Raw genomic sequence first — 17252 nt, 5'->3', positions numbered from 1 at the left:
TGGGCTCCACGGAACGCCCCGCGGACGACGTGCAGTACTATGCCGAGTACGAGGCGGGCAAGGCGGTGGCCGAGGCCATCTTTGAGCGCCTGGCAACGGACGAGATGTGGGATTTTTGTCAGGACGTGTGGGACTACCTCGACACGTTCTGGCCGGAGATCGAGGCCCTGGAGGAGCGCCTGAACGGCGCCGCGCCGGAGAAGGTGGAGGCGACGCCCGTGCGGACCGCCTCGGGGAAGGTGCTGCGGGGCGGGTATTATCCCGTCCGGTTCGACGCCAACGCGGACTGGACGGCGTTTGTCCACAATGAGCAGGAGAGCGTGAAAGCGCTCTATGAGGACCAGACGCACCGGCCGGGGACCCGCAAGGGGCACACCAAAGAGCGCGTGGAGCGCGTCGCCCCGAGGCAGCTGCTGCTGTCCCTGGACGTAATCGCCGAGCACACGGCGAACGTCGTCCACGACCTGACGCACCGCGAGGCGGTGCGGGACCTCTACAAGCTGATCCATGACGACGCCGTGAGGGGACTACTGACCCACGCGGTGGGACGGGCGGGGTTCGAGCAGTTCAGCCCGTGGATCCAAAGCCTGGCGGCGCCGTCGACCCCGACGGACAAGGCCGATCGCGTGTTCAGCAAGGCGATGGGGAACGCCGCAGCGGTACAGCTTGGGCTGAATATGGTTTCCTCCGTGGGGCAGACCGTGAGCTTGGTACCCGCGGCCTGGAAGCTGGGGCTTCGGCGTGTCATTCCTGCCGTTTTGAACACCTTGACACTGAGGGGGTTCTGGGATTCAAAGTACCGGGACTTCGCCTTTACGCTCTCCCCGGAGCTGGCGGATCGTATCAACGGTACGGACCGGAATATCCGCGCGGCCCTGGATCTGGAGCGGAGCGGAGCGAGGAAGCGCGCTCTGAGCGGGGCAAAGGCGGCTCTGTATGTGGCGCTGGGGTGGGCGGACATGGCAGTGTCCTTGCCCGTATGGCACGCAGCTTACGAGAAGGGGGTGTCCCGATGGAACGACCAGCGGAAAGCCGTGGACTACGCCAATTACGTCGTACGGACCACGAACAACGCGGGGGCCGCCAAGGACCTGGCGCAGGTGCAGCGCGGCGGGCCGACGCGGCGACTGTTCACGATGTACTACAGCGCGTTCGGATCCCTGTACCAGATGTTTCACGAGCAGATGATCCAAGCCAGGCGCGAGGGGATCCCCGGCAAAGTCAAGCTGGCGGCGTTCTGCTTCATGATGTTCACGGTGCAGTCCGCGCTGGAGGACCTGGTGAAGGGGCGTGCCCCCCTGGGCGGCGACGATGACAACGACAAGTCCGTCGGGAAGTGGCTGATGCGGGGGACGCTGTTGTCGGCAAGCTCCATGTTCCCGATAGTGCGGGACATTGCCTCGGGGACCACGCTGCTGGGCGGCGCCGGGAAGTTCCGCCCCAGTCCCGCTCTGGAGGCAGGCAGCGCTTTCATAAAGGCCATCGACAGCGGCGCCAAAGCCGTGGTGGACATCTGGGACGGAGAGGACGTCGAGGCCGAGCGGGTGGTGAAGAACATGGTGGAGGCCGGGGGATATGCCTTCGGACTGCCGAGCGTGCAGCTCCTGAGGTGGTACAAGACCTTCGTCCGCTGGACAAACGGTGAGCCGGACTGGAGCCCCTGGGAGCTGATCTGGCATAAACGGGGACGGTGAGGCGGCCGCAGTAGGCCGCCTCGTTTGTTGAAAGGAGGCAAGCGATGCCAACGTATCGTAACGATACGGAAACGAGAATCACGTTTCCGGACAAGCACTATATCTCGTGGCAGCCGGGAGAGCAAAAAGCTCTCCCGTTTTTTGTCCCCCACGAGATGCTGGGGCTGACGCTGGTAAGCCCGGAACCGCACGTCCTCCGAGACCCGGCGCGCGGGTTCGGGTACACGGAGTTCGTGGTGAAGGCCGGGACGCCGACCGTCTACAAGCTCCCCTATGCGGAGACGATCGAGCTCTCCGTCATGGCGCCCAAGGGGCTGGTGCGGATGTACGTCGGGGACCGGGCGGAGCCCATCGCCGTCGATCCGCAGAACAACCACGCGTCGCGCTACCCGTGGGACATGTCCGCATACCTCACTTTCGAGGCGGACAAGGATACGGAAGTTTACGTGAAGGTCGAACCCTTCACGGAGAAAGGAGAATAGCATGCCATTGTTGCCGAGAGACGTTGGGGGCGGAAGCGGAGGGGGCATCGAGGAGGCCCCGCTGGACGGGAAACTTTACGGACGGAGGATGGCGCGGTGGGACCCCGTGCCGACGCTCCTGACCCTGATCTACTACCGGGGCCCGTTCGCGACGCCCGACGAGCTGAAAGCCGCGCACCCGACCGACATGCCCGGTGCGTACGCCGTTGTCTCCTCGACGAGTAGCATCTGGATCTGGAACCACGACAAGTGGGAGGACACGGGGGCGACGCAGACGCAGGCGGGCATCCTCGACGCCCCGCACGACGGCAAGACCTACGGGCGCAAGGATGGGGATTGGGTGGTGGTCGGCACCGGGACGATCAACGAGGAGGAAGTCATCCTTCTCATCAAGAAGACGCCGCACAACGACCTCAAGGGCATCCAGGGCGGCAAGGTCGAGGGTGGCAAGGTGACGGAGGCGTACCACCTCACCAAGGATCAGTGGGAGGGGCTGCCGGTCCGCCCGTCGATCATCTCCCCCGCCAACGGCGAGACCAACATCAACCAAGTCCCGCAGATCGTCGGGACCCCCTACGCGCATCCGTACGACGTGGGGATGTACCAAAAGCACATCCAGATCGCGAAGACGAACGATTTTGCCGCACCGGTCTACGACAAGGAGGAGTTCAGCGGCACGCCGGTGTTCCAAGTGCCCCTGAAGCCGGGCGGCTCCCCATATCTGATGCAGGACACGGTGTACTACGCCAGGATTCGGTATCAGGATCGCAAGGGCAGATGGTCGCACTGGAGCGCCCCGTGCATGTTCCGGACGATGGTGCAGTTCCCGGCGGGGATCCTGGCCACGCCGATCATGACGGTCCCCTCGGATGGGTCCGAGACCTCCGCCGTAAACCCCGTGCTCGGAATGTCGTCCCCGAAGGTTCTGGCGGGGACGGGGAACTTCGACAAGGGGGACTGGCAGATCAGCACGGACAGCACGTTCGCGACGACCATCTACAACGCGCAGGGGACTGACGACCTGACCTTCCACACAGCGACAGGGCTGAACCTGGCGACGGCGCTTGGAGTGGACTTCTTTGCGCGTGGGCGCCAGCGGACGACGGACGGGACCTATACCCCCTGGGCTGTCCCCGTGCGGTTCGGCCTGCGGCCGGAGTACTCCGACCCGATCTTCGGGCTGCGGCGGATATTCTCGAAGAAGTATAACCGCCCCTTTGTGTACAACATCGACCCAGAGGGGAATGTCGTGCATATTCCCCAACGATACTGGGACACGCACGCCCTCTATGCGTTCGTAAAACAGAACGTTGTCATCTCGCAGGAGAAACCGGAGGTCAAGAGCGAGATGGCATTTATCCCCCCGTGCTGGGAGAAGTGCCGTATCTACGACAACGACGACGGGGATATGGTCGTCGATCTCTGGTTCAGCGCCTCGCGACAGACCGGTGACGGCTGGTTCCTGGACCCCGCCTTCGCACGAAGCCCGAACGGGTTCCTGCATGGGACGTGTTTGCCGCATGAGAAGTATATCGACGACAATGGGCACAAAGCCTACTGTTCTACGCCTGGGGTCCAAGCGGGCGGGACATATAGTGGTTTTATACAGGCCATGAAAAATATCGATCCCAAATGGCACTATTGGACCATCTACGAGCGGCGACTCCTTTTGGACTTGCTGGCGGCGGAAAAGGCCAGCCTAAAAACGGCGGGGGTTTTTAGCGCGGGGCAGGCAAATACTATAACGGGTTCGATGCACTGGCGCGGCTTCTTTGGTTTTTTTCATGTTAAGAAGATGGGGTACGAATACGGCATGGTCGTGGACGGGCTGGAGTGGAGCGCCACGTCGACGGAGTTCACGGAGATTCGGCTCTGGACGCCGCAGATGAACAACATGATAACCCTTCCGACGACGCTGGCGGTTTCCAATAGCGAGTGGCATTGCCCGATCGATATCGAGCGAGGTTACAACCCATATCTGGGGATCGATCTGGCACTCTTGGGGCTGGTAAAGGAAACGGTCGAGAACCCAGGCAAAACAAGAACAAGCCCCTACGGGATGAGTTCGCAGATTAGGGCGAACCCAGAGTACTACGATAGCAGGTGGACCATTCGTCCTGATGACATGGGGCTGTTCGGGCTCTGCCCCAGTTATGGGGAATCCGGCTATACCGTCTGCCGCATCTCCAAGTGGCTGGACTGAGGAGAAATAAGCACACGGGCGGCCAGGTAATGGCCGCTCGATTCTTTTAAGGAGGATGATCAAGATGTGGCAGAAGATGAAGACGTGGGTACTGGAGCAGGTCGTTTGGGCGGAGAAGAACCTGAAGGGGAAGGCCGGCACGGAGAAGCGCGCGGCCGTCGTGGCGAAGGTGGACGAGATGCTGGTCCTCCCCTGGTGGGCGGAGTGGGCCGACGGCCTCGTGATCGGCTGGATGGTGGACAAAATCTGCGAGCGCCTGAACTGGCTGACGGACTGGAAGTTCGACGATGTGGAGCTGACGCCGGAGCGCACCGAGAAGCTGACGGCGGTCATGGACGCGCCCCTCGTCGAGGTGAAGGCCGCCGCTGGGGGCGAGCAAAAGTCCCTGGACGAGCGCCTGGCGGAGCTGAGCGAGCGGTACGGGCTCGAGCGGGAGAAGCCGGCGCCGACCCCCAAGGATGACTTCAAGATGGCCATCGCCTTCTCGCTCAAGTGGGAGGGCGGCAGGAACTTCGACGACGTGGAGGGCGTCCCCGTCCTGAAGCCCTACGCCAGACACGACAAAGGCGGGCCGACGGCGTTCGGCATCACCATCCCCACGCTGAAGTGCGCCCATGCCTCGGGCGTGGTGAAGCACGCCGATATCTGCAAGCTGACGCCGGACGAGGCGAAGGCGATTTACCGCAAGAACTTCTGGGAGCGCTACGGCTGGGGAGAGCTGCGCTGGCCGGTGTCGCTTTGTTGCCTGGACGTCAGTATCAACCATGGCGGCTTCGCCTGGATTCTCCAGCGGGCGTGCAAAGCTCTGGGCGTGGACCTGGCGATCGACGGGAAGTTCGGGCCCCGCACCTTCGCGGCGCTGAAGAGCCTGGAGCCGAAGACGCTGGCGGCGGAGATCGTGGCGCAGCGCAAGGCGTACTACGAGAAGATCGTCGCCAGGGATCCCGGGCAGAAAGTACATCTGGAGGGGTGGATGAACCGCCTGAACGACATGGCCCGCACCGCGGGGGTGGAGTGATGGACGAAAATAAAGTATGGGAGTTGGCTCAGAGCGTGGAACGGACCGCGGTAAACCAGAAGCACATCCTTAAGCTATTGGACCGATTGCAGACCCGCGTGGAGACGATTGAGAAGCACGATGGGCTCCAGGAGGAGCGCATGGCGCAGATGCAGGAGGCCATCGCCACACTGACCGAGTCCGTCCAGAGGGTGGACGACGCCTCGCACCGCCTGAGGTCCATCGCGCTGGGGTTCCTGGTCCTGCTGGGGCTCCTGGCCGTCCTCACCGGCGTGCTGGGGTGGGATATCCTGCCGAAGTTCCTGAAGACTGGGATTGCGACGCTGATGTAAAACGGGGCCCTTCGGGGCCCCGCTATTTTTGTTTTTGCTTCAAGGGCGCTTCAAAAAAAATAAAAAAAGTTCAGGGGAAAATCTCCTGAACCCTTGGCATTCTTGGAGCGGAAGACGGGATTTGAACCCGCGACCCCAACCTTGGCAAGGTTGTGCTCTACCCCTGAGCTACTTCCGCATTTGCTCCTACCTGGTGGCGGGACCCAGAATCGAACTGGGGACACGCGGATTTTCAGTCCGCTGCTCTACCATCTGAGCTATCCCGCCTCATAAACGAAAAACAACTGAAAATGGCGGGGCCGACGAGACTCGAACTCGCGACCTTCGGCGTGACAGGCCGACACTCTAACCGACTGAGCTACGACCCCGCTTTTCATTGGTGGGCGAAACAGGGTTCGAACCTGTGACCCCCTGCGTGTAAGGCAGGTGTTCTACCGCTGAACTATCCGCCCCGAAACACAGGAGCAAGTATAGCCGCCCCTCATGATTCTGTCAACTATCTTGTCATTGTTCTGTCGTTGATCCGTGATAATGTCACCCTATAAGTAGTCAGAGAAAATGTCCCCCCCCGTACGATAGGTCTTTTTGGATAATATCGGCATGGAGCAGGAGCGAGTGACATTGTCGCAAAAAGAGATCAAGCGCATCAAGGTCTTGGTTTACAGCCGAGGCTATAAACCCTCTGCGTCGACAACGCGGCAACTATGCCGCGTGTCGACGTAAGCGACCGGCACAGCATCTGCGGCTTACAGCCGCAGAGAGCTGGCCGTCTGCTTATGGGCCTCTGTCGGAGGCAGATCATCAGGCTCAGGAAGAAGTACACGGCTCAAGGCGAAATGGGCCTCATTCACGGTAACCGGGACAGGCGCCCCCAGCACAGAATAGGAGAGTGGATTCGCCATGACGTGCTCCGCCTCTACCGGGAAAAGTATCACGACTTCAACTTCTCCCATTTCACCGACTGCCTGAAGGAGGCCGAAGGCATAGACATCAGCCGCTCGAGCGTCGTGCGCATTCTGAGCGCCGAGGGGTTCAGAAGCAAGAAGAGCGTCAGGCGCAGAGCAAAACTCCACCGGGCCCGTCCCAGGAAGGAGGCTGCGGGCATGTTGTGGCAGACCGATGCCTCGAAGTTCGAGTGGTTCGGCAAGGGTAAGGGATATGCCACCCTCCACGCCTACATCGACGACGCCACGGGACGGGTCGTTGGCGCCTGGTTCACGAAGAACGAGAGCACCGCAGGCTACGTGACCGCTCTGGGCATAGGACTGGAGCACTATGGACTGCCCATGGAGATTTACAGTGACAGGCATACGATATTCCGTTCTCCTCAAGAGTTATCCGAGGAGGAGAAAGAAGAGGGAAAACAACGGCCTTTGAGCAACTTCGGGCAGGGGTTGAAAGAACTTGGCGTAGGCCAGATCTTCGCGCTCACGCCCGAGGCGAAGGGACGCGTGGAACGTCTCTGGAACACCATGCAGGACAGACTGCCCGGTGAGCTGAGGCTCCTTGGTGTCACGGATATTGACGGCGCCAACAATGTCCTGCCCAGGCTCATCGCAAAGCACAACGAGAAGTTTGCGGTTCTGCCCGCAGAACAGGAGAGCGCTTACGTTGAGCCTGCGGAAAGGGTCGATGTGGATTTCCTTTTCGCTCACCGGGAGATGCGTAAGACGGATTGCAGCGGAAGCATTTCTTACAAAGGACGAACCTATGCCCCCAGCTCCCCTGAGAAAGCCTCTATGGCCCGTTCCGATGTGGAGGTCCGGGAGACTCTCTCAGGGAAGATATGGGCCGTTTACAAGAGCCGGCGTATCGAGCTGAAGGAGGTCGAGAAGGCGGAGCGTGCCGCTCCGAGCTATGCGACAAAAGAAAATAAGGGCAAGCCTCTGAAAGCTTACAAGCCTGCCCCGGACCACCCCTGGAAGCAATCTTTCAGGAAAAATGGCCTCTCTACCCCTGCGCAGAGTGACTCGAGGGTGACTCTTTCTCTGAACACTTAGGGGTGACTTTTTCTCTGGCTATTGACACTATCTTGTCATTGTTCTTGTCGTCGATCTGAGATAATGTTGCTGCGCTGTAAGCGCGAAAGCAAATCTTCGCTTTGCGTAGAAAACCCGGCCCCTCTTGAAGAGAGGCCGGGCCTTTGTCCTTTACTCAGGGATTCTGCGAGGAGATGCGCTCCCGCGTCTGCTGCATCGTCGCGAAGAGTCTCACGATGTAGGTGTTGGACCATCCTCTTCCCGTAAACATCATCTCCGTGAGCATCGCCGAGAGCACAAGAAGGAGACACCCGATGCAGGCCAGCAGGACAATGGCGATCTGCTTTCGAATGTTGGGTTTCATATAGGATGCGTGAATTTCGACATCCTTGGGCTCGCGAACGCGGAAGCCCTTTTTGCGGAGTTTTTCCCGCTCCCACTTCTCCCAAAGGCTCATGGCGTCACCGTCCTTTCTGCGGCTTGGGGCCTATGCCTCCGTCCTCCCTCACTGCCTGCTGCGGCGTCCACAAAGAAACAGCGCAGCCCCGGCCAGGGATACGAGGGGAAATCCCCAGGCACTGCACCCGCCGCCGCCCTCTTCCCTGCTCGGCCGTTTGTCTCCCGACTCGGGGTAGCCCGGCTGGGGATTTGCGCCTGCCGCCGCGACGTAGAAGCTCAGGTTCCATTTCCCGTCCGCAGCGCCGTCGCCCAGGAGGACGTAGGGAACCCCGTCGTCCTTCACGATCTCGCAGTAGGCGGTATATTGAGCCTTGGGGCTCTTGGCGTCCGCCATCAGGACGATCAGGTCCAGGTAGAGACAGTCGTCATGGATGAAGGCGCGCACGCACTCCCTCAGGTCCGCCCCACGGTTTCCAATGGCGGAGAAGAGGTTCATGTCGCGTTCGTTGGTCTGCTCGGATCGTACCCACACCGTTCCGAATCGGGCGAAGCGTTCCAGAAGCTGAGCTTCCGTGGCCTGCTCCAGATCCTCCCAATGCCCGACGAGCAGCTGCTCCTGCCGGGGGATGCAGAGGCGGATCTGCACGGGCAGCACGGCGATCTGAGCGGGGACATCCCGGGATACGATGTCTCCGGAGGCGTCCCGGGAGACGATCTCCCGGTCCATCGAGACCAGGCCCGCGGGGACGAGCGAGGCGATCTCGAAGGAGTTCAGGGCTTCGGCCTTGATGTACTTGTCCGACACCCCGCCGAAGCCGTATCCTCCCCTCGGCATGACGGGGGGCTTGCCCATCAGCAGGGTGAGCTCGCGCTCGGTGTTCGTCTCGTTTTTGACGACATCCGCGAAGGTCATGTCGAAGGCCGTCGCCCTCCAGCGGTATCGGTTCCCCGTAAAGGACGAATAGACCCGGCCCAGCCGCGTCATGCCGCCGATCCGGCGGTAGAAGAGGCGCAGGTCGTACTTCTTCCCCTCGTTGGAGAACGGATAGAGGCGGAAGGACTCGCTGGACCCGTAGGTCGTGTCGATCCTGTTCTCGTAGACGGTGACCAGCCCCGGAGCGACCTGGCTCTGCTCGTCCAGCAGGAAATATGCGGGCAGGCTGCCGTAGAGGTCGGGCGTGAGATCGTAACGCCAGTGAAGGGGCTTCAGGTCCCTGGGGCTCCGCCCGCCGATCAGGTCGTCCGAGGCGGGGACGTCCAGGGTGTCGTATCGCTGGACGCGGTAGCGGGTGCCGGTGCGGTTCGTGATGCGGGAGAGCAGCGTGTAGGTGGGCATCCGCCCCCCGTAGGGGGTCATGATGAAGAGGGTCCCGAGATTGCGCGTCATATTGTCGGACACGCCCCAACGGAACTTCGTGCGGGTGATCACGTCTCCGATCACGTCGCCGCTGACGTAGCTCCCGCTGAGGTCCCCGCTGGTCTCCCGGATGGTCATGTCGAAGTAGAGCTCGTTGCCGGGATCGGAGGCGGGGCCGTCGTGGACGTTGGCGACGACCAGAGGGATCTTGATCGACTCCCTGTAGCCCGTATAGCCCAGGTCGAGGCTCACGGACTGGCGGAAGGTCGCGTGCCCCGCGACGCTGCCGTAGTTGTCCGTCTCGGCGGCAAGGAAACGAAACGTCTGTTCCATGGAGTTTCGGGGCGCGACGCGCTGAGGACTTTTGGGCGTCGCCTGCACGTTGTAGTTCGGGAGGTCGTTGATCAGGATATCCTCCATGACATCGCGCGATACGACGTCGTTGGATTCGGGGGCGGTCCACGGGAAATGGTGCCCCCGGTCGTTGGCGAGGCGGATCTTCAGGTCGCCGCGGCCCTCCGGGATCACCAGAAAGAGGGATTCGAGGGGGTCCATGTGGGGATCGTAGAGGGACGACACCGGATAGGGCTGGGGCTCGTCGATGTAGACGTGGTTGTACTCGTACAGGAGATCCGCCGACGTCACGATCGGAACCTCAGGCGCCTCTCCGCCCCGGGTGCGCAGGTAACGGATGTGGGTGGCGTCGTCGCGATTGTAGTAGCTCCAGAACCAATTCTCGATGCTCGTGGCGAACCACTGGGCCCCCGCGATCGTGTGCCCGTCCCTGGAGCCGCTGACGTCCCGGAGCTGGTAGTGGTAGTTCGACGGATAAGGGTGTATGGGGTCGTCGACGACCGCCCCGTGCGCCGCGGCCCCCCACAGGGCCGGCAAGGCGAAGGACAGGACAAACAATCCGGACAGCAGGCGCGTTGTTTTTCTCATGAGCGGGATAAACCTCCAGACTTGGACTTTCAGGCTCGATGCCCTTGAACTCTCTCCCCGAACGCCGGGTGCGCGGAAAAACGCCCCTCTCCGCAAAAGCTCTCGTCGATAACCCGGAATGACAAAGAGGCTTTTTCTACATTATACGTCATCAGGATGCTTCATTATGGCCGCCCCGCTCGCTGCCGTCCCCGCAAGGCCCTTTCCCCGGCCCGCCCCGTTCACGATTCGGCCCGACGCTCTCCATGAGGGGCCGGGCCCCTCCTTCGAGGAGGATTTGGGAAGGACGGCGGGAAAATCCGTAGTTTCCCCCTCTGACTTGTATTGACATTTAAGGCGTCCCTTGCTAATCTTGACCGTGTGAAAGAGGTGTTGTCACTCGTCGTTAAAGAGTGCTAATTGACGATAGTAATTGCGTGGAGGTGATGGGCGGTGACGGAGCGGCAGCTGGGGATCATCCTCGCTGTGGTCTACGAGTACATCAAGACGGGGGAGCCCGCCGGATCCCGGACCATCACGAAGAAGTACATCCGCGGGCTGAGTCCCGCCACGATACGCAACGAGATGGCGGATCTCGAGGAGATGGGGTACTTTTATCAGCCCCATACGTCCTCCGGCCGGCTGCCGACGGCCAAGGCCTATCGGGTCTATGTGGATTCCGTCACGGCGCGGGCCCGGAGCCGTCCCAGCGAGGCCGAGACCTGGCATCGGGAACTGGCCGGGCGCCGCAGCGGGGTGGAGGGGCTCCTGACCTACGTCACGCACCTACTGGCCCGTCTCACCAAGTGCGTCGCGGTCGCGGCGGTCCCGGGGCTCGACGACGCGGAGATCTGGCATATCGACCTCGTGCCGCTGGGGGGGACCCACATCCTGGCCCTGATCGTCCTGAAGGGCGGGCTGGTGCACCATTCGCAGTTCGACCTCCCCAGCGAGGTCGAGCCCGGACTCCTCGAGGAGCTGAGCCGGCGCATCAACACCGTCGCGTCGGGCCGGTCCTGGAGCGACGTGCGCGACGTGCTGTTCCAGTACGTGCAGGGCGGCCTCGAGGACGCCGAGACGGCCTGCCGGTCGGCCATCAGGGAGCTCGACGAGTTTCTGACCGTGCAGAACTATCGTTTCTTCAGCAGCGGGGCCAAGCACATCCTGAATTTGCCGCACTTCCAGACCCTGTCGCGGCTTCAGGCGGTCCTCTCCCTGCTGGAGCAGGAGAAGCCCCTGGCCGACATGATCGAGAAGTGCCGGAAGAGCGAGGCGCTGAACGTCTCGATCGGAGAGGAGAACGAGACGGAGGGCATGCAGGAGAGCTCCATGATCCTCATCCCTGCCCGACTTCGGCAGCAAAAGGCGGTTTTGGGCCTGATCGGCCCCCTGAGGATGGATTACGAACGCTCCATCTCCGTTCTAGAGTCCCTGGCGAGCGCTCTGGACGAGGAAGCGGAGGAATAGGCGGTTCGATTACGGGCCCGGCGGGGAGGGGGGACGGTGTGGAACCGGCCTCCGCGCCGCCGAAAGCCCTGGTTGGGAGATGATGACGTGATGGACGACCGTATTCGGGAGGAGCTCGAACCCGGCAGCGGTGAAGGAGATGTCGAGGCGCATCCGGAGTCGGAGGGGCGCGTGAAGGAGTACATCCTGGAGGACGGGGTCCTGAGGGAGGAGGGGGGGGCCGACCCGGAGACGGTTCCTTCCTCTCCTTCCGAGGAGAGCGCGCTGAGGGAGCGCGTCGCCGAACTCGAGGGAGAGCTGGCGGCGGCGCGGGCGGACTTCTACAATTACCGCCAGCGCATGGCGAAGGAGCGGCAGCAGATACGAAGGCTGGTCACCGACGACACGATCTCGTCCCTCCTGCCCGTCCTGGACAACCTGGACCGGGCGCTGACCGTCCCGGAGGACGGAAGCGCGAAGGACGTCCTGGTGGGGGTGGGGATGGTTCGGCGTCAGTTCCTCTCGACGCTCGAGGAGCTGGGGGTCCGGGTCATCCCGACCGAGGGAGCCCCCTTCGACCCCGCGCTGCACGATGCGGTGGAGACGGTCCCCGTGGAGGACCCCGAGCAGGATGGCCGGATACTGGAGGAACTGACCCGAGGTTACCGGACGGACGAGAGGGTGCTGCGGGCATCCCGGGTCACGGTGGGCAAGGCGTGATTGAGATTCGGCGCCCTCCGGGCAAAGGGCCGGAGAGCGTTTGCCGATGGCAATAAAAGAAAAACCGATTGCAGAAACTGAAAATTGAAGCGCATACAGGGGGAACTGAAAATGGCAAAAGTTGTAGGAATCGATCTTGGAACGACGAACAGCTGCATCGCGGTGCAGGAGGGCGACCAGACGACCATCATCGCCAATTCCGAGGGGATGAGGACGACCCCGTCCGTCGTGGCCTTCACGAAGGACGGAGAGCGCCTGGTGGGCCAGCTGGCCAAGCGCCAGGCCATCGTCAACGCCGACCACACCATCATGTCGATCAAGCGCGAGATGGGCACGGACTACCGCGTGGACATCGACGGAAAGAAATATTCGCCGCAGGAGATCTCCGCGATGATCCTGCAGAAGCTGAAGCGCGACGCGGAGGACTACCTCGGCGAGCCGGTCACTCAGGCGGTCATCACGGTTCCGGCCTACTTCACGGACGCCCAGCGCCAGGCGACGAAGGATGCGGGCACCATCGCCGGGCTCGAGGTCCTGCGCATCATCAACGAGCCGACGGCGGCCTGTCTTGCCTATGGGGAGAACAAGAAGGAGGAGCATAAGATCCTGGTGTTCGACCTCGGCGGCGGTACGTTCGACGTCTCGATCCTGGATGTGGGCGAGGGCGTGTTCGAGGTCCTGGCGACCGCCGGCGACAACCGGCTGGGCGGCGACGACTGGGACAACCGGATCGTCGACTGGATGACGGCCGAGTTCAAGAAGAGCGAGGGAATCGACCTCAAGAACGACCGGATGGCGATGCAGCGTCTGCGCGAGGCCGCCGAGAAGGCAAAGGTCGAGCTCTCCTCCATGACGGAGACCACGATTTCCCTGCCCTTCATCACGGCGAACCAGAGCGGCCCCAAGCACCTGGAGATGAAGCTGACCCGGGCGAAGTTCGAGGAGATGACGGCGGACCTCATGGACCGCACGATCACCCCGACGAAGCGCGCGCTCGAGGACTCCGGCCTGAAGGCGGGCGAGATCGACAAGGTCCTGCTCGTCGGCGGCTCGACCCGCATGCCGATGGTGCAGAAGAAGATCGTCGACCTGCTGGGCAAGGAGCCGACGAAGGGCATCAACCCGGACGAGTGCGTCGCGGCGGGAGCGGCCATCCAGGGAGCGATCCTGAAGGGCGACCACAAGGATATCGTGCTGGTGGACGTCACCCCGCTTTCGCTCGGGCTCGAGACCCTGGGCGGCGTGTTCACCAAGGTCATCGAGCGGAACACGGCGATCCCGGTGTCGAAGAGCCAGGTGTTCACGACGGCGGCGAACAACCAGACGCAGGTGGAGATCCTCGTGCTTCAGGGAGAGCGCTCCATGGCGGCGGACAACGTGAAGCTGGGACAGTTCGTCCTGGACGGCATACCGCCCGCACCGCGCGGCATTCCGCAGATCGAGGTGACCTTCAACATCGACGTCAACGGCATTCTGAACGTCTCCGCAAAGGACAAGGGGACGGGCAAGGCCCAGAAGATCACCATCCAGTCCTCGAACCTCTCCAAGGAGGATATCGAGCGCATGAAGAACGACGCGGAGGCCAACGCGGACGAGGATGCGAAGAAGCGCGAGGCCGCCGAGGTCCGCAACGAGTCCGACGCCGCGGTGTTCACCGCGGAGAAGCTGTTGGGCGACCTTGGGGATAAGATGAGCGCGGAGGAGAAGGGCAAGGTTAACTCCAAGCTCGACGAGCTGAAGCGTGCCATCGAGGCGAACGACGGGGCCAGGATGAAGAGCTCCAAGGAGGAGCTCGAGAGGACGCTCCAGGAGTTCTCCACCCGGCTCTATCAGGCCGCCGGCCAGGGGAGCCCCAATGCCTCCGACGCCTCGGCCTCGGCCGGCAGCGAGGGAACATCCTCGTCGGACGGCGATACGGTGGACGCCGAGTTCAGCGACCAGGGACAGGCCTGATTGAAGTCCGCTTCGAATTGGAATAAGCTATAATGGAACGGAGGACGGAGGGGCTCTTACCCTTCCGTCCCTTTTGCTTAGGGAAGCGTTGATTAACCCAAAAGTGCATATTTTACCAAGGGTAAACATGCAAAACATCTATAGGCAAAATCTTCACCGCTTCCCTAAAAAATTAACATGGGGGCCTCGCCCCCATGTCCCCACGCCACTATCTGGATAGCGGCGGCCCCGGCAAGCTTCCTCATCAAAACAGGCAAGCTGGGGTACCACAGGGGGGCTTTATGGATTAAATGAGCTTTTTTTACGATTGGGGCCCGAGGATGGAGACCCGCGCGGCCCCACAGGGGCGCGACCTGGCGATGTAACGGGGTGTGTTTGTTTTGGAAGATTTGTATCAGATCCTGGGTGTCGCGCGCGACGCCTCTCAGGCGGAGATCAAGAGGGCGTACCGCCAGCTTGCGCGCCAGTACCATCCGGATGCGAACCATGGCAGCGGGGAGGCCGAGGAGAAGTTCAAGAAGATCAACGCGGCGTACTCCGTGCTGAGCGATCCCGAAAAACGGGCGCGGTACGACCAGTTCGGTTCTGCCGATGGAGCGGACCCCTTTGGGGGCGGCGGTTTTACGGGGGATTTCGGGGACATCTTCGGCGATCTCTTCGCCCAGGTATTCGGGGGGGGGATGGGACGCCGCCAGGCCGACCCCAACGCGCCGCGACGCGGCGGAGACCTGGAGATGGCGCTGAGCGTCTCCCTGCTGGAGGCCGCCAACGGGGTGACCCGTACTCTGGAGGTCCCGCGTTGGGAAGCCTGCGAGGGCTGCGGAGGTACCGGGGCCAAGCCCGGCACGTCCCCCGAGACCTGTTCGGTCTGCGGAGGACGCGGGCAGGTGGAGCAGGTGCAGCGGACCCTCTTCGGCCAGTTCGTCTCCGTGACCGTCTGTCCGGAGTGTCAGGGGCGCGGGAAGATCGTCCGCGAGAAGTGCTCCGACTGCGGCGGCCGCGGACAGGTACGGCGGAAGCACAAGCTCGAGGTCAAGGTCCCCGCGGGGGTGGAACGGGGGACGCGGCTGCGCATCACGGGGGCCGGCGAGGCCGGGGTCAACGGCGGCCCTCAGGGCGACCTCTACCTGCTGATCGACGTGAAGCCGGACAAGGCGTTCGAGCGGGATGGGGCGGACCTGCACACCCGCCTCCTCCTGACCTATCCGCAGGCGGTGCTGGGCGCGGAGGTGGAGGTCTCCACCCTGATCGACGGCGTGGAGAAGATCGGCGTGCCCGCCGGGACCTCGCACGGCCAGGTGCTGAAGGTTCGGGGCAAGGGGATGCCGCGCCTGCGCGGGCCTCGCGGCCGCGGGGACCTTTACGTCCATGTGTTCATCGATATCCCCTCCAGGCTGACGGACCGGCAGAAGGAACTGATCACGGAGCTGGCCGGCGAGATGAAGACCCCGGTAGGGTCCGGAGAGCCGGGTTTCTTCGAGAAGTTCAAGAAGCTCTTCGAGTAGCGAAAGCGGCGGACGGCGTCCGCCGCTTTCGACCTGAAGGATGCCGGAGCACGGGAACCGCCCGAAGGGGGGCCGCCTGAAGGAAGCCCATTTGAAGGAAGCCCGTGTCCGTAGTTTTCGTTATTTACGCTCCCTGTCGGGACTGCTATACTTTTCAAGAAGGTTAATATTGGTCAATCAGGGGCTGATAAACGATGTCCGTTCAGTATAAGGACTATTACGGGATCCTGGGGGTGCCGCGCACCGCGACGGCCGACGAGATCCGCAAGGCATACAGGAAGCTGGCGAAGAAGTATCATCCGGACGTCTCCAAGGAGAAGGATGCGGATGCCCGCTACCGGGAGATCAACGAGGCCTACGAGGTCCTGAAGGACCCCGACAAACGCGTCCGCTACGACACCCTGGGGGCGAACTGGGAGCAGGGGCAGGACTTCACGCCCCCGCCCGGATGGCAGGGCGAAGGCACGCACATGGATTTCGGCGGGGACATGGGCGGGTTCAGCGATTTCTTCAAGACGATCTTCGGCGGAGGATTCGCGGATATCTTCGCCGGGGCGGGAAGCCGCGCACCGGTGCGCCGGGACAGCGAGGTCGATCTGGAGCTGACGCTGGAGGATGCTGTCCGCGGGGGGACTCATACCCTGGTGATGCGCTCGCCCGACGGCAGCCAGAGGTCGATCAACGTGCGGCTTCCGCAGGGCATATCGGAGGGGGCCCAGATCCGCCTGCCGGGCAAGGCGAACGGAGGGGGCGACATTTACGTCAATCTGCATCTGGCGCCGCATCCCCTGTTCCAGGTCAATGGCTATGACCTGACGCGCAGCGTCAGGGTCGCGCCGTGGGACGCCGTGCTGGGGCATGAGGTCTCGGTGGAGACCCTGTCGGGCAGCGTGACGATGAAGCTCCCGCCCGGAACGCAGAACGGCCAGCGCCTGCGTCTGCGCGGCAAGGGGCTTCCCCGGAGGGGCGGGGGCAGCGGCGACCTGTTTGTGCGGGTGGAGGTGTCCCTGCCCCGGCACCTGACGGAACGGCAGAAGGAGCTGTGGGAGGAATTGTCGAGGCTGGGGGCCTAGGATCTTCGAGAGGATGACGGGCTTCATGAGGACAGAGAGCCTCATGAGGATGGCAGGACAAAAGAGCTGCCCCGGTTTTCCGCTTCGGCGGAAGCACGGGGCAGCTGTTTCCGTAATCTTCAGGGCTCCTGACGTTACTGCCCCAATGCCTTGTTCAGCAGGTCGACGGC

At 62.5% G+C, this 17252-nt stretch carries 13 protein-coding genes and 4 tRNA genes; 11 read left to right on the top strand and 6 right to left on the bottom strand.

What is annotated here, in order from left to right:
• The 5 genes from ABLA28_RS05685 to ABLA28_RS05665 all read left to right on the top strand — a co-directional run.
• Positions 1-1694: hypothetical protein (locus ABLA28_RS05685; RefSeq protein WP_347712854.1), on the top strand; the 1694-nt coding region annotated here is incomplete at its 5' end.
• Between the two features lie 44 nt (positions 1695-1738).
• Entirely contained in the window at positions 1739-2176 is a 438-nt protein-coding gene (locus ABLA28_RS05680; protein WP_314717771.1) for a hypothetical protein, read from the top strand.
• Positions 2177-2183: 7 nt separating this feature from the next.
• Positions 2184-4379, top strand: a complete 2196-nt coding sequence (locus ABLA28_RS05675) for a hypothetical protein (RefSeq protein WP_347712853.1) — start codon at positions 2184-2186, stop codon at positions 4377-4379.
• A gap of 64 nt (positions 4380-4443) precedes the next feature.
• Positions 4444-5397, top strand: a complete 954-nt coding sequence (locus tag ABLA28_RS05670) for a glycosyl hydrolase 108 family protein (RefSeq protein ID WP_347712852.1) — start codon at positions 4444-4446, stop codon at positions 5395-5397.
• Positions 5397-5729, top strand: a complete 333-nt coding sequence (locus tag ABLA28_RS05665) for a hypothetical protein (protein WP_298777871.1) — start codon at positions 5397-5399, stop codon at positions 5727-5729. The genes ABLA28_RS05670 and ABLA28_RS05665 overlap by 1 nt, the downstream gene beginning before the upstream one ends.
• Positions 5730-5832: 103 nt before the next feature.
• Here ABLA28_RS05665 and ABLA28_RS05660 read toward each other — a convergent pair.
• From ABLA28_RS05660 to ABLA28_RS05645, 4 genes are all read right to left on the bottom strand, one after another.
• Positions 5833-5907 (bottom strand) — tRNA-Gly (locus ABLA28_RS05660).
• A 13-nt stretch (positions 5908-5920) separates the two neighbouring features.
• Positions 5921-5996 (bottom strand) — tRNA-Phe (locus ABLA28_RS05655).
• Positions 5997-6020: 24 nt separating this feature from the next.
• Positions 6021-6097: transfer RNA gene (locus ABLA28_RS05650), tRNA-Asp, on the bottom strand.
• Between the two features lie 9 nt (positions 6098-6106).
• A tRNA-Val gene (locus ABLA28_RS05645) sits at positions 6107-6181 on the bottom strand.
• A 252-nt stretch (positions 6182-6433) separates the two neighbouring features.
• Here ABLA28_RS05645 and ABLA28_RS05640 point away from each other — a divergent pair.
• Positions 6434-7729, top strand: coding sequence for an ISNCY family transposase (locus ABLA28_RS05640; RefSeq protein ID WP_347712851.1), 1296 nt, complete (start codon positions 6434-6436; stop codon positions 7727-7729).
• 154 nt (positions 7730-7883) lie between these two features.
• Here ABLA28_RS05640 and ABLA28_RS05635 read toward each other — a convergent pair whose 3' ends face one another.
• Both ABLA28_RS05635 and ABLA28_RS05630 read right to left on the bottom strand, forming a co-directional pair.
• Positions 7884-8165 carry a hypothetical protein gene (locus ABLA28_RS05635; protein WP_299299494.1) on the bottom strand — a complete coding sequence of 94 codons (282 nt, stop codon included), beginning with the start codon at positions 8163-8165 and terminating at the stop codon, positions 7884-7886.
• Positions 8166-8213: 48 nt separating this feature from the next.
• Entirely contained in the window at positions 8214-10406 is a 2193-nt protein-coding gene (locus tag ABLA28_RS05630) for a hypothetical protein (protein WP_347712850.1), read from the bottom strand.
• Positions 10407-10838: 432 nt separating this feature from the next.
• Between ABLA28_RS05630 and hrcA the strand changes: the two genes are divergently transcribed.
• The 5 genes from hrcA (at position 10839) to ABLA28_RS05605 (ending at position 17082) form a co-directional block, all read left to right on the top strand.
• Positions 10839-11852 carry a heat-inducible transcriptional repressor HrcA gene (hrcA, locus tag ABLA28_RS05625; protein ID WP_314717784.1) on the top strand — a complete coding sequence of 338 codons (1014 nt, stop codon included), beginning with the start codon at positions 10839-10841 and terminating at the stop codon, positions 11850-11852.
• Positions 11853-11942: 90 nt separating this feature from the next.
• On the top strand, positions 11943-12551 hold the full coding sequence (locus ABLA28_RS05620) for a nucleotide exchange factor GrpE (RefSeq protein WP_314717803.1): 609 nt from the start codon (positions 11943-11945) through the stop codon (positions 12549-12551).
• 111 nt (positions 12552-12662) lie between these two features.
• A complete protein-coding gene (gene dnaK, locus ABLA28_RS05615) occupies positions 12663-14504 on the top strand; it encodes a molecular chaperone DnaK (RefSeq protein ID WP_299299500.1) in 1842 nt (613 codons plus the stop codon).
• Between the two features lie 371 nt (positions 14505-14875).
• Positions 14876-16009 (top strand): molecular chaperone DnaJ, encoded by a 1134-nt coding sequence (dnaJ, locus tag ABLA28_RS05610; protein WP_314717791.1) that lies wholly within the window; start codon positions 14876-14878, stop codon positions 16007-16009.
• A gap of 194 nt (positions 16010-16203) precedes the next feature.
• Positions 16204-17082, top strand: coding sequence for a DnaJ C-terminal domain-containing protein (locus tag ABLA28_RS05605; RefSeq protein ID WP_314717794.1), 879 nt, complete (start codon positions 16204-16206; stop codon positions 17080-17082).
• Positions 17083-17252 lie beyond the last annotated feature (170 nt).

The sequence above is a fragment of the uncultured Fretibacterium sp. genome (assembly GCF_963544685.1).
Classification (GTDB): Bacteria; Synergistota; Synergistia; order Synergistales; family Aminobacteriaceae; genus CAJPSE01.
The sequence above is the reverse complement of the archived record's forward strand: the minus strand, read 5'-3'. Positions and strand labels throughout refer to the sequence as shown.